This window comes from Streptomyces sp. NPDC002156, from assembly GCF_053593675.1.
Genome location: NZ_JBSFDA010000046.1, coordinates 1 through 13,965 on the forward strand (window position 1 = coordinate 1; position 13,965 = coordinate 13,965).

Genomic DNA, 13,965 nt, shown 5'->3' on the forward strand with positions numbered 1-13,965 from the left:
ACCAGCTGACCCGGGACGACTGAGCTCCACCGACCGACCCCGAACGGCCGGTCCCCACCCGCCGACCCGGAACGGCCGGTCCCCACCCGCCGACCCGGAACGACTGGTCCCCACCGGCCGCGTGCCTGGGCCCCACGAGGCGCGGCGTCGTCGGCGGCAGACGTCGAGCGGGTGTCGTGCCCGAGCCACGAGACCTCCGGGGCCGGGTCGCTCAGCGCGACCGAGCCACAGGGACGCGTCAGAAAGCTCACCGGCCCACATGGCGGCACGGCTCTCCGCCCCGCCGGTCTCCGCCCCGGCGGGCGTCGTCGTCATCCTGGCGGTGGCCGTTGCGGCGGTGAGCGGCGGGGCGGGGAGCCCACGGAAGTGCAGCCACCGGAGGTGCAGCCGTCGCGGGGGTGCCCGCGAGCGGTAGGCACTGGGGCGTCAGGCACATGGCCGTCAGGCCAAAGCCACCCCACCCGTTCAGCACCGCGGGTCAGGACAGTGGCGACGCGGGATCGTCCTCCGCCGGCGTCGGCCGGGTCTCGTGTGCCGTCGGCCTCCGTGTGGGCTGGTCCTGGCCGAGGAGGTCGAGCAGGACCATCGTGTCGTGGTCCGGGGTGCCTGGTTCGGCGTAGTACGTGATCATGCGGTGGCCGGGGGTGCCCTCCAGCTCCATGGACTGGTAGCCGAGGGTGAGGGTGCCGACGTCCGGGTGGTGGAAGGTCTTGCGGCCGTACGAGTGGCCCCTGATGTCGTAGCGCTCCCACAGGCGGGCGAACTCCGGGCTCTTGAGCAGGAGTTCACCGGCGAGCCGGGTGAGGTCGGGGGCGTCGGGATCGGTGCCGGCCAGGGCGCGCAGCCGGGCCACGCAGCCGCGGAGGTGGGTGTTCCAGTCGTGGAACAGGTCCCGTGCGGCGGGGTGGAGGAAGAGGTACCGGGCGATGTTGCGCTCCCTGGCCGGCCAGTCCTGGATGCCGGGGAGGAGGCGCAGGCCGCCGGGGTTGGCGGCGAGCAGGTCGTTGGTGCGGCTGACGACGTGCGCGGGCTGGGGGCGCAGACTCTCCAGGAGCAGCTTCACCCCGGGCCGGACGGTACGGCTGGGCGCGGCCGGGGATCCCCCCTCCGGGGCAGCCTCGGGCGTACCGCGCGCGGCACGGGCGGCCAGGCCGCGCAGGTGCTCGTGCTCGTCGTCCTCCAGCAGCAGGGCGCGGGCCAGGGAATCGACCACGGACGCGCTCGGCCGGGTCTCCTTGCCGCGCTCCAGACGGACGTAGTAGTCGATGCTGATCCCGGCCAGGGTGGCCAGTTCCTCGCGGCGCAGGCCGGGCGTACGGCGCAGGCCGGTACCGGCCGTCAGGCCTGCCTCCTCCGGGGTCACCCGGGCCCGGCGGGCGCGCAGGAAGCGGCCCAGTTCGGAGCCTCCGCCGGTCTGCTGCTCGCTGGTCATGTCCTCCAGTCTGCGGGTCGCACGACCGCCGCGGCCGGTGCGTGGGGGGCCCTGTCACACCCCGGAACACCGCTCCCCGGCACGGCCCGGCCTGCCACGCGGCCCGCGATGCGGGAAGAGTCGACGACATCGAAGATGTCCGTCGGGGGCACCGGCACGCACCGGCGATGCCGGGCGGCGCAGCAAGCAAGGAGCGGCACGTTGGAAGTCCTCAAGCAGCAGCCCACCGTGAAGGCGCCCGCCGACTGGTTCACCGGGGACGTCTGGTTCGACGTCGTCCACGCGGGCCAGGAGCCGTCCCGGATACGCGCGAACATGGTGCGGTTCTCGCCCTGCGCGCGGACCGACTGGCACTCGCACGCGATGGGCCAGACGCTCCACATCGTCTCCGGCGTCGCGCTGATCGGCACACGCGACGGCACGGTCGTCGAGGCCCACCCCGGCGACACCGTCCACACCCCGCCGGGCGAGGAGCACTGGCACGGCGCCGCCCCGGACCGCTTCATGGAGCACCTGGCGCTGTGGGAGGGCACCGGCGACGGCAGCCCCGAGACCGAGTGGCTCGAAAAGGTCTCGGACGAGGAGTACGGGGAGTACGACGCCCGTCGCAGGAGCACCCGCTGAGCCGCCCTCGTAGCAGCACCCGCTGAACCGCAGACCCGCTTCCGATCGATACAGCGCCCCCTTTCGAGCAACAGAGCTGGGAGAAATCTCGTGCGAGCAACAGTGATGTACGGCGCCGGAGACGTACGCGTGGAGAACGTCCCCGACCCGAAGATCCAGAACCCCACCGACGCCGTCGTACGCGTCGTGCGCTCCTGCGTCTGCGGCAGCGACCTGTGGCCGTACGGGTCGATGCCCGCCTCCGAGGAGGGCCGGCGCATGGGCCACGAGTTCCTCGGCGTGGTCGAGGAGGTCGGCCCGGAGGTGGCCGGGCTGAAGTCCGGTGACCTGGTGGTCGCGCCCTTCGTCTGGTCGGACAACACCTGCGACTTCTGTACGGAGGGACTGCACACGTCCTGCCGTCACGGCGGCCAGTGGGGACCGAACGGTGTCGACGGCGGCCAGGGCGAGGCCGTGCGGGTCCCGCAGGCACAGGGCACGCTGGTGAAGCTGCCGGTGGCCGAGGACTCGGCCCTGCTGCCGTCCCTGCTGACCCTGTCCGACGTGTACTGCACCGGCCACCACGGCGCGGTGACGTCCAGGGTCGCGCCCGGGAAGTCGGTGACGGTGATCGGCGACGGCGCGGTCGGGCTGTGCGCGGTGCTGGCCGCCAGGCGGCTCGGCGCCGAGCGGATCATCCTCATGGGCCGGCACACGGACCGTACCGACCTGGGCCGGGACTTCGGCGCCACCGACGTCGTGGCCGAGCGCGGCGAGGAAGGCATCGAGCGCGTCCGGGAGCTGACCGGTGGCGACGGTACGCACGCGGTGATCGAGGCCGTCGGCGCCACGCAGGCGATGGACACGGCGCTGAGCATCGTCCGCCACGGCGGGGTGATCAGCCGGCTCGGGGTCGCGCAGTACACCGGGATCCCGCTCGGGTTCGAGTCGATGATGGGCAACATCACGGTCACCGGTGGCGCGGCCCCGGCCCGTGCCTACATCGAGGAACTGCTGCCCGACATCCTCGACGGCACGGTCGATCCCGGCCGGGTCTTCGACCACACCGTCGGCATCGACGGCGTACCGGACGGCTACCGGGCGATGGCCGACCGCACCGCACTGAAGGTCCTGATCCGGCCCTAGGGCCGCGTCAGTTCCGCTTGCCCTACTTCTTCGACTTCTTCTACTTCTTCTACTTCTCGGCGGGCTTCGTGTCCGGTCCGGTGGCGACCATGTCCAGCAGGACCATCTTGTCGTGGTCGGGGGTGCCGGGTTCGGCGTAGTGGGCGACGAGGCGGTGGCCGGGGAAGCCCTCCAGCTGCATGGACTGGTAGTCGAGGGTGAGGGTGCCGACGTCCGGGAGGTGGAAGGTCTTGCTGCCGTGGGTGTGCGCCCGTACGTCGTAGCGGTCCCAGAGCTGTACGAACTCCGGGCTCTCGGCGAGGAGTTCGTCGACGAGCCCGACGAGGTCGGGGGCGTCCGGGTCGGTGCCGGCCAGGGCGCGCAGGCGCCCCACGCACGCGCGGATCTGCTCGTCCCAGTGGTCGAACACCGTACGGGCGCCGGGGTTGAGGAACACCCAGCGTGCGACGTTGCGCTTCTCGGCCGGCCACTGCTCCATGCCCACGAACAGCCGTAGCCCGCCCGGGTTCCAGGCGAGCAGGTCCATCGTGCGGCTGACCACGACCGCGGGGTGGGGCCGCAGGCTCTCCAGCAGCAGCCTGACCCCGGGTCCCACCGACGAGGTGGGCGCCGTCGGGGGCTCGGAGGCAGCGGGGCGGGCGGCGCAGACGGCGAGGTCGCGCAGGTGTTCGTGCGCGTGTTCGTCCAGCAGCAGGACACGGGCGAGCGCGTCGACGACGGACGGGCTGGGGTGGGACTCCTTGCCGCGTTCCAGGCGCGTGTAGTAGTCGATGCTCACCCCGGCGAGGGTGGCCAGCTCCTCACGGCGCAGTCCGGGCGTACGGCGAAGACCGGGGCCGGCCTTGAGACCGGCCTGCTCGGGTGTCACCCGGGCACGGTGGGCGCGCAGGAAACGCCCCAGTTCGGTGCCGTCGCCGCCATTGCGCTGCTCACGTGCCATGCGGCCAGTGTGTCAGGGCGGGCAGGACGGATCCATGGGCTGGACCTGGGGGGACCTGTCACACCCCCGAACAGCGCTCCCCGGCACAGCTCGGCCTGCCACGCGACGCGTCCGGCGCGCAGGCTGGACGGCGGTTGAAGAACTCCTGCGCGCAACTCGTTCCGCGCAGGGAACCCCTTTCGTTTCGTTTCGTTTCGTTTCGCCCTCAGGAGAACCACCCGTGTCCAGTTCTGTCACATCGGACAAGCCGTCGGCGTCGGCCGATACCGCCGCTGGGCGGCCCGGCGCCGCGAACGGTGCCCGATGGGCACTGGCCGCCGCGCTGCTCGGCTTCTTCGTGATGACGCTCGACGCCCTGATCGTCAACGTCGCGCTGCCCGAGATCGGGCGCGGCTTCGGCGGCGGTATGACGGGCCTGCAGTGGGTGGTGGACGGCTACACGCTGATGTTCGCCGCGCTGCTGCTGTCGGCCGGGTCGGTGACCGACCGGATCGGTGCGCGGCAGGCGTTCGGAGCCGGGCTCGTCGTGTTCACCCTCGCCTCCGCCGCCTGCGGCTTCGCACCGGACCTCGGTGTGCTGGTCGTGGCGCGGCTGGTGCAGGGCGCGGGCGCCGCGGTGATCGTGCCGGCCTCGCTGGCGCTGATCCGCGAGGCGTTCCCCGACCCGGCCCGGCGCGCCCGGGCGATCTCGGTGTGGGCGATGGGCGGCTCGGTGGGTGCCGCGGCAGGGCCGGTGCTGGGCGGCGTACTGAGCGAGATCAGCTGGCGCATGATCTTCTTCGTCAATCTGCCGGTGGGCGTGCTGGCGCTGTTCCTGCTCACCCGGACCGCCCGCTCGCCCCGCCAGGGCGACGCCCCGTTCGACTGGACCGGGCAGGTCGCCGCGGTGGCGGCGATGGGCGGCCTGACGTACGCGGCGATCGAGGCCGGCGATGTGGGCATGGGCGCGCCGCGTGTGCTGCTCGCACTGGCGGTGGCCGTGGTGGCAGCGGCGGTCTTCCTGACATCGCAGGCGCGTGGCCGGAACCCGATGGTGCCGCTCGCTCTCCTGCGCGCCCGGACGATGGCGCTCTCGGCGACCGTCGGATTCGCGCTCAACGTCGGCTTCTACGGCATGATCTTCCTCCTCGGCCTGTACCTCCAGCAGGAACAGGGCCTGTCGCCGATGGCCACCGGGCTGGCGTTCCTGCCGATGACGCTGCTGACCGCGGTCGTCAGCCCGACGGCCGCCCGGCTCGCCGCGAGGTTCGGGGCGCGGATGCCGATCATCACCGGCCAGCTCCTGATGGCCGCCGGCCTGGTCGCGCTGTGCCTTCCGCCCGCGTCGGCGCCCGCCTGGCTGCTGGTCCTGCTGATGATCCCGGTCGGAACCGGCGGCGGCCTCGCCGTACCGGCGGTGACCTCGCTGCTCCTCGACCGTGTCCCCGCCGAGCGCGCCGGCACCGCGAGCGGTGTACTGAACGCGTCCCGCCAGCTCGGCGGCGCCCTGTCCGTGGCCGTCTTCGGCGCCCTGGTCTCCAACCACGCGCACTTCCTGCACGGGCTGCGCACCAGCCTCCTGATCGCCGCGCTGCTCGTGGTCCTGACCGCGGTGGCCTCCGCATTCCTCAAGGAGAAGACCTCATGACCCCGACATCAGCAACACCGGCTACACCTGCGACACCGGCCTGGACGAGCCAGGAACTCGACAGCATCGGGCACGCGGAGGAACTGGAGATCGCGTCCCTGCGCCGGGACGGCGAGCTGGGCAGCCGGCGCACCATCTGGGTCGTACGCGTGGACGACGACATCTACGTCCGCTCCGTGAACGGCCCCGGCTCCGACTGGTACCGCGGCACCCGGGCCCGCCAGGAAGGCCGTATCCAGGCCGGCGGGGTGCTGAAAGACGTGACGATCGTCGACGCCGGCGACGAGGTCAACGACGCCGTGGACACCGCCTACCGGACCAAGTACGGGCACTACGCCGCGTACATCGTGAAAGCCATCACCAGCCCCGAGGCGGGCTCCACCACGATGCGGCTCGAACCTCGCTGACCCAACTCCCTTACAGCAAACAGCAGTTCCACCAGGACAACCAGAACCACCAGATCGGACACACCATGCTCACCGTCAACGCGTATGCCGCCACCTCCGCCACCGAGCCCCTCGTCCCCACGACCGTCGAACGCCGGGACGTAGGCCCGCACGACGTCCTCATCGAGATCAAGTACGCCGGCATCTGCCACTCCGACATCAGCAACGCCCGCAGCGAGTGGGGCCCGTCGGTCTATCCCCTGGTCCCCGGCCACGAGATCGCCGGTGTGGTCACCGAGGTCGGCGCCGAGGTCACCCGGCACGCGGTCGGCGACCGGGTCGGCGTGGGCTGCATGGTCAACTCCTGCGGCGAGTGCGCGTCCTGTCTGCGGGGCGAGGAGCAGTACTGCCTGCCGGGCAACACCCTCACCTACGGCGCCGTCGACAAGGACGGCACGATCACCCAGGGCGGCTACTCCACGCACGTCGTCGTGACCGAGGACTTCGTCGTACGGATTCCCGAGGGCCTCGGCCTCGACGAGGCGGCCCCGCTGCTGTGCGCGGGCATCACCACGTACTCCCCGCTGCGCCGCTGGGGCGCGGGCCCCGGCAGGAAGGTCGCCGTCATCGGGCTCGGCGGACTCGGCCACATGGCCGTGAAGCTCGCGCACGCCATGGGCGCCGAGGTCACCGTCCTGTCCCAGTCGCTGAAGAAGATGGACGACGGCCTGCGCCTGGGCGCCGACCACTACTTCGCCACCAGTGACCCGGCCACCTTCGAGCAACTGGCCGGCACCTTCGACCTGATCGTCAACACGGTCAGCGCCAAGCTCGACCTGGACGCCTACCTCGGCCTGCTGGCCGTGAACGGCGCCCTGGTCAACGTCGGCGCCCCCGCCGAGCCGCTGTCGGTCCAGGTGTTCTCGCTGATCCTGCGCGGCCGGTCGTTCGCCGGTTCGCTGATCGGCGGCATCCGCGAGACCCAGGAGATGCTCGACTTCTGCGCCGAGCACGGCATCGGCTCCGAGATCGAGGTCATCCCGGCCGACAGGGTCAACGAGGCGTACGAGCGGGTCATGGCCTCCGACGTGCGCTACCGCTTCGTGATCGACACCTCGACGCTGGCCTGACCCACGGCCACGGCCACGGCCGCGATGACCGGGCTCGATGCTCGTCGAAGATCCCCCACAAGAACCGAGGAGATGGGCGTATGACCGCCACTGCTGCCTGGACCGACGACGAACTCGACCGGGTCGGAGCGGCCGAGGAACTGGAGGTCGCCTCCCTGCGCCGGGACGGCGAACTGGGCGGCCCGCGCACCATCTGGGTCGTGCGCGTGGACGACGACATCTACGTCCGCTCCGTGAACGGCCCCGCCTCCGCGTGGTTCCGCGGCACCCGGGCCCGGCACGAGGGCCGTGTCGAGGCGGGCGGGGTCGAGAAGGACGTGACGTTCGAGGACGTAACCGTGGACGTGGACGGGGACGTGGACAGGGACAGGGACAGGGACGGGGACGTCGACGGCGGGATCAACGACGCGGTCGACGCCGCCTACCGCACCAAGTACGGCCGCTACTCCGCCAACACCATCCAGCGCATCACGAGCGCCACCGCGGGCTCGACGACCATGCGGCTCCTGCCGCGCTGACCATCGCGGGCGCCTGCCTCGCCGGCCCTCGCGGGAGAAGACCGATGTCCACTGTCGACACCCACGCCGACACGTCGCCCGGCGAGCCCCTCGCCCCGACCACGACCAAGCGCCGCGCTCCCGGTCCCCCCGAGGCCGCGCGGTCGGTCGTCCGCGTCCTGACCCTGCCGGGAGCCATGTCGTGATCGGTCTCGAACTCGTCGTGGTCCTCGGCGTGGCGGTGCTCCTGGGCAACGCCGCCGGTGACCGCTACCGCATCGCCCCACCCGTCGTCCTGCTCGTCCTCGGCGCGCTGCTCGGCTTCGTGCCCGCGCTGCGCGAGGTGGAGCTGCCGCCGGAGGCGGTGCTGCTGATCTTCCTGCCGGTGCTGCTGTACTGGGAGAGCCTGACCACCTCCCTGCGCGGGATCCGGCAGGATCTGCGCGGCATCGTCCTGATGAGCACCGTACTGGTCATCGGCACCGCCGGAGCCGTGGCGGCCGTGGCACACCAGCTGGGCCTGGCCTGGGGACCGGCCTGGGTGCTGGGCGCGGCCGTGGCCCCCACCGACGCGACCGCCGTCGGAGTCCTCGCCAAGGCACTGCCCCGCCGCAACGTCACCCTGCTGCGCGCCGAGAGCCTCATCAACGACGGCACCGCACTCGTCGTCTTCGGCCTGGCCGTCGGCATCACGGTCGGCGAGGAACACTTCACGCTCCCGCACGTCACCGCACTGTTCGCCCTCTCCTACATCGGCGGCGCGGCGGCCGGAACCCTGATCGCCTGGCTGGTGATCAAGGCACAACGGGTCTTCCGCAACCCGCTCCTCGGCAACGTGGTCATGATCCTCACCCCCTTCACCGCCTATCTCCTCGCCGAACTGATCCACGCCTCCGGCGTCCTCGCGGCCGTCGTGGCCGGGCTGATCATGAGCCAGGCCGGACCGCGCATGGCCGGCGCCGAGATGCGCCGCCAGGCGGAGGAGGCCTGGTCGCTGGCCACCTTCCTGCTCAACGGCTCCCTGTTCGTCCTCGTCGGCCTCCAGGCCCAGGCCGCCGTACGCGAACTGCACGGCGACGACCTCACCAACGCCCTCATCGCCGTCGCGGCCGTCTCCGCAGTCGTCGTAGCCGCGCGCTTCGCCTTCAACTTCACCGTCCCGTACCTGATCCGCCTGCTCGACCGCCGCCCGCAGCAGCGCCTGCGCCGGATGAACTACCGCGCCCGGGTGGTCACCTCGATCGCCGGCTTCCGGGGCGCGGTCTCCCTGGCCGTGGCCCTGTCGGTGCCCACGACCCTCGACTCCGGCGCGCCCTTCCCCGACCGCGACACCATCGTCTTCGTCACCTCCGGAGTCATCGTCACCACCCTGGTCCTGCAAGGGCTGCTGCTGCCGGCCGTGGTGCGCTGGGCCCGCCTGCCCCACGACACCTCGGTGGAGGAGGAACGCCTCCTCGCCGAGACCACCGCCACCGAGGAGGCCCTCAAGGCCCTCCCCGCGCTTGCCGAGGAACTGGACACCGACCCGGCGGTCGCCGAACGCATGCGCCAGGAGTACGAGACCCACCTGCTCGTCGTCCGCGCGGGCGGCGGCGAGACGGACACCGATGACGAAGCGGCCGTCCTGCGCCACCACAGGCACTACACCGCCCTGCGCCTGGCCCTCCTCACCCACAAACGCACCACCCTGCTCCGCCTCCGCGACGACCACGAGATCGACGACACCGTGCTGCGCCAGGTCCAGCGCCATCTCGACATCGAAGAAGTACGGCTGTCCCGACGCCAGACCGCCGAATAGCTCCCCTCCCCCCACCCCCACCACCAGGCCAGGAGCCACCATGCCCGCATCCCCGGACGCGACCGCCCGCGACGAGGTCCTCGCCGCCTACCGCGCCCACCTGCGAGCGATGACCGACGGCGACACCGACGCCCTCGACGACCTGCTCGACGACGGCTTCACCCTCACCCACATCACCGGCTACCAGCAGCCCAAGACCGAGTGGCTGTCCCAGATGCGAGCCGGGCAGTTCATCTACCACGACGTGACCGAGAAGAACGTCACCGTCGACGTGGACGGCGACACGGCCCGCCTCGTCGGCCGCATCGTCACCGAGGCGACGGTCTACGGCACCCACGCCGACTGGCCGCTGCGATTCACGATGGACTACGCCCGGGACGGCGACACCTGGACCGCGCTGCGCTCCGTGGCAACGACCTGGTAGCGAACCCGCATACATGTGGAATCACGGGTGCCTGAGGACCTGAGGCACTAGGGAATTGGGGACCTGAGGGCTTGAGGGGTACTGCCGTTACCCGGCACAGCACGCCCTCCCACCCCCACGGACCCACTGGTTGACTCGGTCTCACCGCCCGGCGACATCCGAACCGCAGGACGCCCAGCGCCGGACGAGCGTGGGCATCATCCGCGGTCACGGACGTGGGGCGCTCCCAGCAGACGACCACGAGGGATGTCACGCATGCACGAACAGGACAGCACGCCGAACGGCAACCCGACCGACCGCGGCCGTCGCGGCTTCCTGAGCGCGGCCGCACTCGCGGCGACCTCACTGGTGGCCGTGTCGGGAGCCGCATCCCAGGCGTACGCGGCACCGTCCGCCGGGGCCTCCGCCCTCCGCCGTAACCCCGTCACCGCGGCCGTCACCCAGACCGGCCGCCGCAGGCTCGGCTCCCTGAAGGTCTCCAGCATCGGCCTCGGCACCCAGACCATGCCGGGCAACCTCTACGGTCCCGTCACCAGCCGCAACGACATGGTCGCCCTCATCCGCACAGCCGTCGACCAGGGAGTCACCCTCTTCGACACGGCCGAGGCGTACGGGCCGTGGGAGTCGGAACGGATCGTCGGCGACGCCCTCCGGCCCGTGCGCGACGACGTGGTGATCGCGTCCAAGTTCGGCTGGGACATCGACCCGGTCACCGGCGCCCGCAACGGCCTCAACAGCCGCCCGGACCACATCCGCCGAGCCGTCGACGGCATGCTCAAACGCCTCCGGACCGACCACATCGACCTCCTCTACCAACACCGGGTCGACCCCGCCGTCCCGATCGAGGACGTCGCCGACACGGTCAAGGACCTCGTCGCCCAGGGCAAGGTGCTGCACTGGGGCCTGTCCGAGCCGGGCCTGCAGACCGTCCGGCGGGCCCACGCGATCCTGCCGCTCACCGCGATCCAGAACGAGTACTCCACCCTCTGGCGCGGCCCCGAGGAGAACGTCCTGCCCCTCTGCGAGGAACTCGGCATCGGCTTCGTGTGCTGGGCACCCCTGGGCATGGGCTTCACCACCGGCACGATGAGCCCGTACTTCCAGTTCACCGCCGACGACCGCCGCACCGCGTTCCCCCGCAACAGCCGGGACAACCTGGCCGCCAACATGCCCCTGGTCCAGCTGCTCCAGGACTGGGCCGTACGCAAGGGCGCCACCCCCGCCCAGATCGACCTCGCCTGGCTGCTCGCCCAGAAGCCGTGGATCGTACCCATCCCCAGCACCACCCGCCTGTCCCACCTCCTGGAGAACATCGGCGCGGAGGAGGTCAGGTTCACCCCCGCCGAACTCCAGGAACTGAACGCCGCAGTCGCGAGCATCACCATCCACGGTGAGCGCCTCCCGCCGGCGGCCCTCGCGATGACGGGCGTCGAAGCACCGCCCCGCCGCTGAGCTCGACCAAGCAACCGAACAGAAGCAAGACGGGACAGAACATCAACGTGCCGCCCCGACCTCGCGCCTGTGCCGGCAGCCGGGCCGGGGCGGCAGCAGCCCGCACCCCTCACCCGCTACACTTGCGCAGGTGCGTGGCCTCGGCCGTGCGCGGTACAACCCACCGGAATCACGTGTCTGGAATCGCAGGGTTCACCCCGATTTCCGACCCGCGTTCCTACAGACCCCGCCTTCGTAGCTCAGGGGATAGAGCACGGCTCTCCTAAAGCCGGTGTCGCAGGTTCGAATCCTGCCGAGGGCACCAAAGTAGTTTTATTCGAACCTTCGACACCCCGAACGGGGGTAGGAAGGTGAACAGAGAGACCCCCAGCCAGTGTGCTGGGGGTCTTCTTGTTGGCGGGCGATGCGGGCCGTTCCAGTGCTTCACGCAGCCTGGCCTGCCCCTCTGCGCGATCGACCAGCGCGGTCTGCCCTGCCTCCAGGACGTCGCCGTCGAGCAGCGTGTCGAACGGTTCGGCGTACTCGCTGTGGACGCCGTCCTCGTCGATCATGAGGTGGGTGAAGAACGCCTGGTTGAACAGCCTGCGCAGCTGCGGATCAGCCGCCAGGTAGGCGGCGTGACAGTCGCGGGCAAGGTCGAGTGCGCGTGTGAGGTTGGTCTCGATGGCGTCGAAGGTGGCCGTCGCCGCGCCGAGCCTTGCCTCGATGGCCGTGAGCTGGTCCGTGATGCGCTGCTGCTCACTGGCGATGAGATCCATCGGTACCGCACCGCTGTAGATCGCTTCGAGAAGCTTCTGACGTTGCGCGGTGAGCTTCGCTTTCTCGGCCACGAGCTGCTTGTGCTCGTCTTCGGCTTCCTTGCGGTGGGCGGCAAGTTCGCTTCGGAGTCCCTCCTCGATGGCGTCGCGGAGTTCGGGGGCGAGCCGGACGGTGCCCCAGTGGTCCTCGACCATCTTCTCGATCTTGGTGATGAGCAGTGCCTTGCGGGTGCAGCTGGTTGTCTTCTGGTGCCGTCCCAGACAGATGAAGTACGGGTAGATCACGCCGTGGCGGTTCTTGGCGTTGGTGATGATCAGGCGGCTGCCACAGTCACCACAGAAGACGCTGGACTTGAGGTAGTGGGGGTGGTCGCGCTGTCGCTCACCGACGAGGTTGGCAGCAAGGACATCCTGGACCTTCTGCCAGGTGACCAGGTTGGTGAGCGGCGTGTGGCGGCCGGGGTAGACGACGCCCTGATACACGACCTCGCCCCTGTAGTAGGGATTGGTCAGGATGCTGTGCAGGACGTTGGGCCGGATCGGGCGCGACGGCATCTTGGGGGTCCGCTTCGTGGTGAGCCCCCTGGTTTCCAACTCGTCGGCCAGCGACCGCAACGTCCACGCGCCGCTCGCGAAGGCTTCGAATGCCCAGCTGATCAACTCGGCGCGCTCGGGGTCCACCTCTACCGTGCGCTCCTCGCGCCCTTCAGGTGTGCGCAGTACGACGTTCAGGTAGCCGAGTGGGGCCTTGCCAGGGGTGCCGCCAGTCTTGGCCTTCTGGCTCATCCCCTTGTGAACCTCGGTGGCGAGGTTCCGGGAGTAGAACTCAGCGATGGACGACATGATGCCGTGGAGCAGCATCCCGGAGGGGGTCTCGTCGATGTTTTCCGTCGCGGAGACCAGAGTCGCGCCGGCCTTTTTGATGGCCAGAGTGATCTCGACGTCGTCCACGCGGTTCCTTGCCAGGCGATCCACCTTGTGGACAAACACGTAGTCGACGGTGTTTTCTGCCAGGTAGCGCAACATCCTCTGGAGGTCGGGACGGTCTGCCGACTTTGCCGATTCCCCCGCGTCGATGAACTCGGCGACGATCACGACGCCGAGGCTTTCCGCCTTGCGGTGGTTAGCCTCACGCTGCGCGGGGATGGAGAACCCTTCGGCTTGTCCACCCTTCTCGGCCTGTTCTTTCGTCGATACTCGCAGGTAGGAGATCCCTGTCTTCACGGCGCCAGGTACGGTCATCGGACACCTCCCATTTCTTCGATTACCTGCACGCAGTGGATGGAGCCGCTTGCATCGTTGTTTGCGTTGAGCGGTTGGTTCACAGGTATTCCTCCTTTCTCTTTACGCCGAGGCCACTGTCAGTTCGCGGGCCAGTGCGGCACCAGCGAAGTACTTCGCCAGGACGTCCCAGTCTGCGCTACTAAAAGCAGCTGTCGCTCGGCGGATCGGGTGGTCGATAATGTGTTTCAGTTGGTGGAGCACCGTAAACGCCCGCTCGTCGGCCGAGTCGTCTTCGCGCACATGGACGTGCCAGTGGCGATTCGCCCAGTAGGTGATTCCGGCAACAGGTAGGCGGGCAACCGACTCCACGACGATGTTCGGGACGAGGCTCGTGAGGTGGGTGGAAGCTTGGCTCGCAGGACCAGGGAGAAGTTCCCGGAGCAGCCCTGCCTGTTGGGCAGCGATGCGGCGCATGGCTTCCATGGAGCTGGCTGGCTCGCGGCCGAGGTCACGTAGGGCGGTGAGCGCTCCGGGACTGGTAGTGGGGG

At 70.2% G+C, this 13,965-nt stretch carries 12 protein-coding genes, 1 tRNA gene and 1 pseudogene; 11 read left to right on the forward strand and 3 right to left on the reverse strand.

Translation table 11 applies throughout. The features are described 5' to 3' along the window. Positions 1 to 478: 478 nt before the first annotated feature. The gene (locus ACWCRB_RS20115) at positions 479 to 1,432 is read right to left on the reverse strand and encodes a helix-turn-helix transcriptional regulator (RefSeq protein WP_450997332.1); all 954 of its coding nucleotides are present in this window, start codon (positions 1,430 to 1,432) and stop codon (positions 479 to 481) included. Between the two features lie 201 nt (positions 1,433 to 1,633). Between ACWCRB_RS20115 and ACWCRB_RS20120 the strand changes: the two genes are divergently transcribed. Then, complete coding sequence (locus tag ACWCRB_RS20120; RefSeq protein ID WP_450997333.1) at positions 1,634 to 2,056, forward strand: (R)-mandelonitrile lyase; 423 nt, start codon at positions 1,634 to 1,636, stop codon at positions 2,054 to 2,056. Between the two features lie 90 nt (positions 2,057 to 2,146). Then, the gene (locus ACWCRB_RS20125; RefSeq protein WP_450997334.1) at positions 2,147 to 3,181 is read left to right on the forward strand and encodes a zinc-binding dehydrogenase; all 1,035 of its coding nucleotides are present in this window, start codon (positions 2,147 to 2,149) and stop codon (positions 3,179 to 3,181) included. 49 nt (positions 3,182 to 3,230) lie between these two features. Here ACWCRB_RS20125 and ACWCRB_RS20130 read toward each other — a convergent pair whose 3' ends face one another. Next, positions 3,231 to 4,121 carry a helix-turn-helix transcriptional regulator gene (locus ACWCRB_RS20130; RefSeq protein ID WP_450997335.1) on the reverse strand — a complete coding sequence of 297 codons (891 nt, stop codon included), beginning with the start codon at positions 4,119 to 4,121 and terminating at the stop codon, positions 3,231 to 3,233. A gap of 220 nt (positions 4,122 to 4,341) precedes the next feature. On the opposite strand from ACWCRB_RS20130, the gene ACWCRB_RS20135 reads away from it, so the two are divergent. The 9 genes from ACWCRB_RS20135 (at position 4,342) to ACWCRB_RS20175 (ending at position 11,739) form a co-directional block, all read left to right on the forward strand. Beyond that, positions 4,342 to 5,748: an MFS transporter gene (locus tag ACWCRB_RS20135; protein WP_450997336.1), complete on the forward strand. Its 1,407-nt coding sequence runs from the start codon at positions 4,342 to 4,344 to the stop codon at positions 5,746 to 5,748. Next, positions 5,745 to 6,155, forward strand: coding sequence for a DUF2255 family protein (locus ACWCRB_RS20140; protein WP_450997337.1), 411 nt, complete (start codon positions 5,745 to 5,747; stop codon positions 6,153 to 6,155). The genes ACWCRB_RS20135 and ACWCRB_RS20140 overlap by 4 nt, the downstream gene beginning before the upstream one ends. A 65-nt stretch (positions 6,156 to 6,220) precedes the next feature. Then, positions 6,221 to 7,264 carry an NAD(P)-dependent alcohol dehydrogenase gene (locus ACWCRB_RS20145; protein WP_450997338.1) on the forward strand — a complete coding sequence of 348 codons (1,044 nt, stop codon included), beginning with the start codon at positions 6,221 to 6,223 and terminating at the stop codon, positions 7,262 to 7,264. Positions 7,265 to 7,344: 80 nt separating this feature from the next. Continuing rightward, complete coding sequence (locus ACWCRB_RS20150; RefSeq protein ID WP_450997339.1) at positions 7,345 to 7,782, forward strand: DUF2255 family protein; 438 nt, start codon at positions 7,345 to 7,347, stop codon at positions 7,780 to 7,782. A gap of 44 nt (positions 7,783 to 7,826) precedes the next feature. Beyond that, the gene (locus tag ACWCRB_RS20155; RefSeq protein ID WP_450997340.1) at positions 7,827 to 7,967 is read left to right on the forward strand and encodes a hypothetical protein; all 141 of its coding nucleotides are present in this window, start codon (positions 7,827 to 7,829) and stop codon (positions 7,965 to 7,967) included. Continuing rightward, a complete protein-coding gene (locus ACWCRB_RS20160; RefSeq protein WP_450997341.1) occupies positions 7,964 to 9,559 on the forward strand; it encodes a Na+/H+ antiporter in 1,596 nt (531 codons plus the stop codon). Before ACWCRB_RS20155 ends, ACWCRB_RS20160 begins: the two co-directional genes overlap by 4 nt. A gap of 40 nt (positions 9,560 to 9,599) precedes the next feature. After that, the gene (locus tag ACWCRB_RS20165) at positions 9,600 to 9,983 is read left to right on the forward strand and encodes a nuclear transport factor 2 family protein (protein WP_450997342.1); all 384 of its coding nucleotides are present in this window, start codon (positions 9,600 to 9,602) and stop codon (positions 9,981 to 9,983) included. A gap of 255 nt (positions 9,984 to 10,238) precedes the next feature. Then, entirely contained in the window at positions 10,239 to 11,435 is a 1,197-nt protein-coding gene (locus tag ACWCRB_RS20170) for an aldo/keto reductase (protein WP_450997343.1), read from the forward strand. Between the two features lie 228 nt (positions 11,436 to 11,663). Beyond that, positions 11,664 to 11,739: transfer RNA gene (locus ACWCRB_RS20175), tRNA-Arg, on the forward strand. Between the two features lie 694 nt (positions 11,740 to 12,433). Here ACWCRB_RS20175 and ACWCRB_RS20180 read toward each other — a convergent pair. Next, positions 12,434 to 13,435, reverse strand: a pseudogene (locus ACWCRB_RS20180) (recombinase family protein); the annotation flags it as partial. Positions 13,436 to 13,965: the final 530 nt, after the last annotated feature.

What these genes read in the sequence shown, in the direction of transcription:
- ACWCRB_RS20115 (WP_450997332.1), bottom strand. Translation starts at nt 1,432, where the DNA reads ATGACCAGCGAGCAGCAGACCGGCGGAGGCTCCGAACTGGGCCGCTTC.
- ACWCRB_RS20130 (WP_450997335.1), bottom strand. Translation starts at nt 4,121, where the DNA reads ATGGCACGTGAGCAGCGCAATGGCGGCGACGGCACCGAACTGGGGCGT.
- ACWCRB_RS20140 (WP_450997337.1), top strand. Translation starts at nt 5,745, where the DNA reads ATGACCCCGACATCAGCAACACCGGCTACACCTGCGACACCGGCCTGG.
- ACWCRB_RS20145 (WP_450997338.1), top strand. Translation starts at nt 6,221, where the DNA reads ATGCTCACCGTCAACGCGTATGCCGCCACCTCCGCCACCGAGCCCCTC.
- ACWCRB_RS20150 (WP_450997339.1), top strand. Translation starts at nt 7,345, where the DNA reads ATGACCGCCACTGCTGCCTGGACCGACGACGAACTCGACCGGGTCGGA.
- ACWCRB_RS20155 (WP_450997340.1), top strand. Translation starts at nt 7,827, where the DNA reads ATGTCCACTGTCGACACCCACGCCGACACGTCGCCCGGCGAGCCCCTC.
- ACWCRB_RS20165 (WP_450997342.1), top strand. Translation starts at nt 9,600, where the DNA reads ATGCCCGCATCCCCGGACGCGACCGCCCGCGACGAGGTCCTCGCCGCC.
- ACWCRB_RS20170 (WP_450997343.1), top strand. Translation starts at nt 10,239, where the DNA reads ATGCACGAACAGGACAGCACGCCGAACGGCAACCCGACCGACCGCGGC.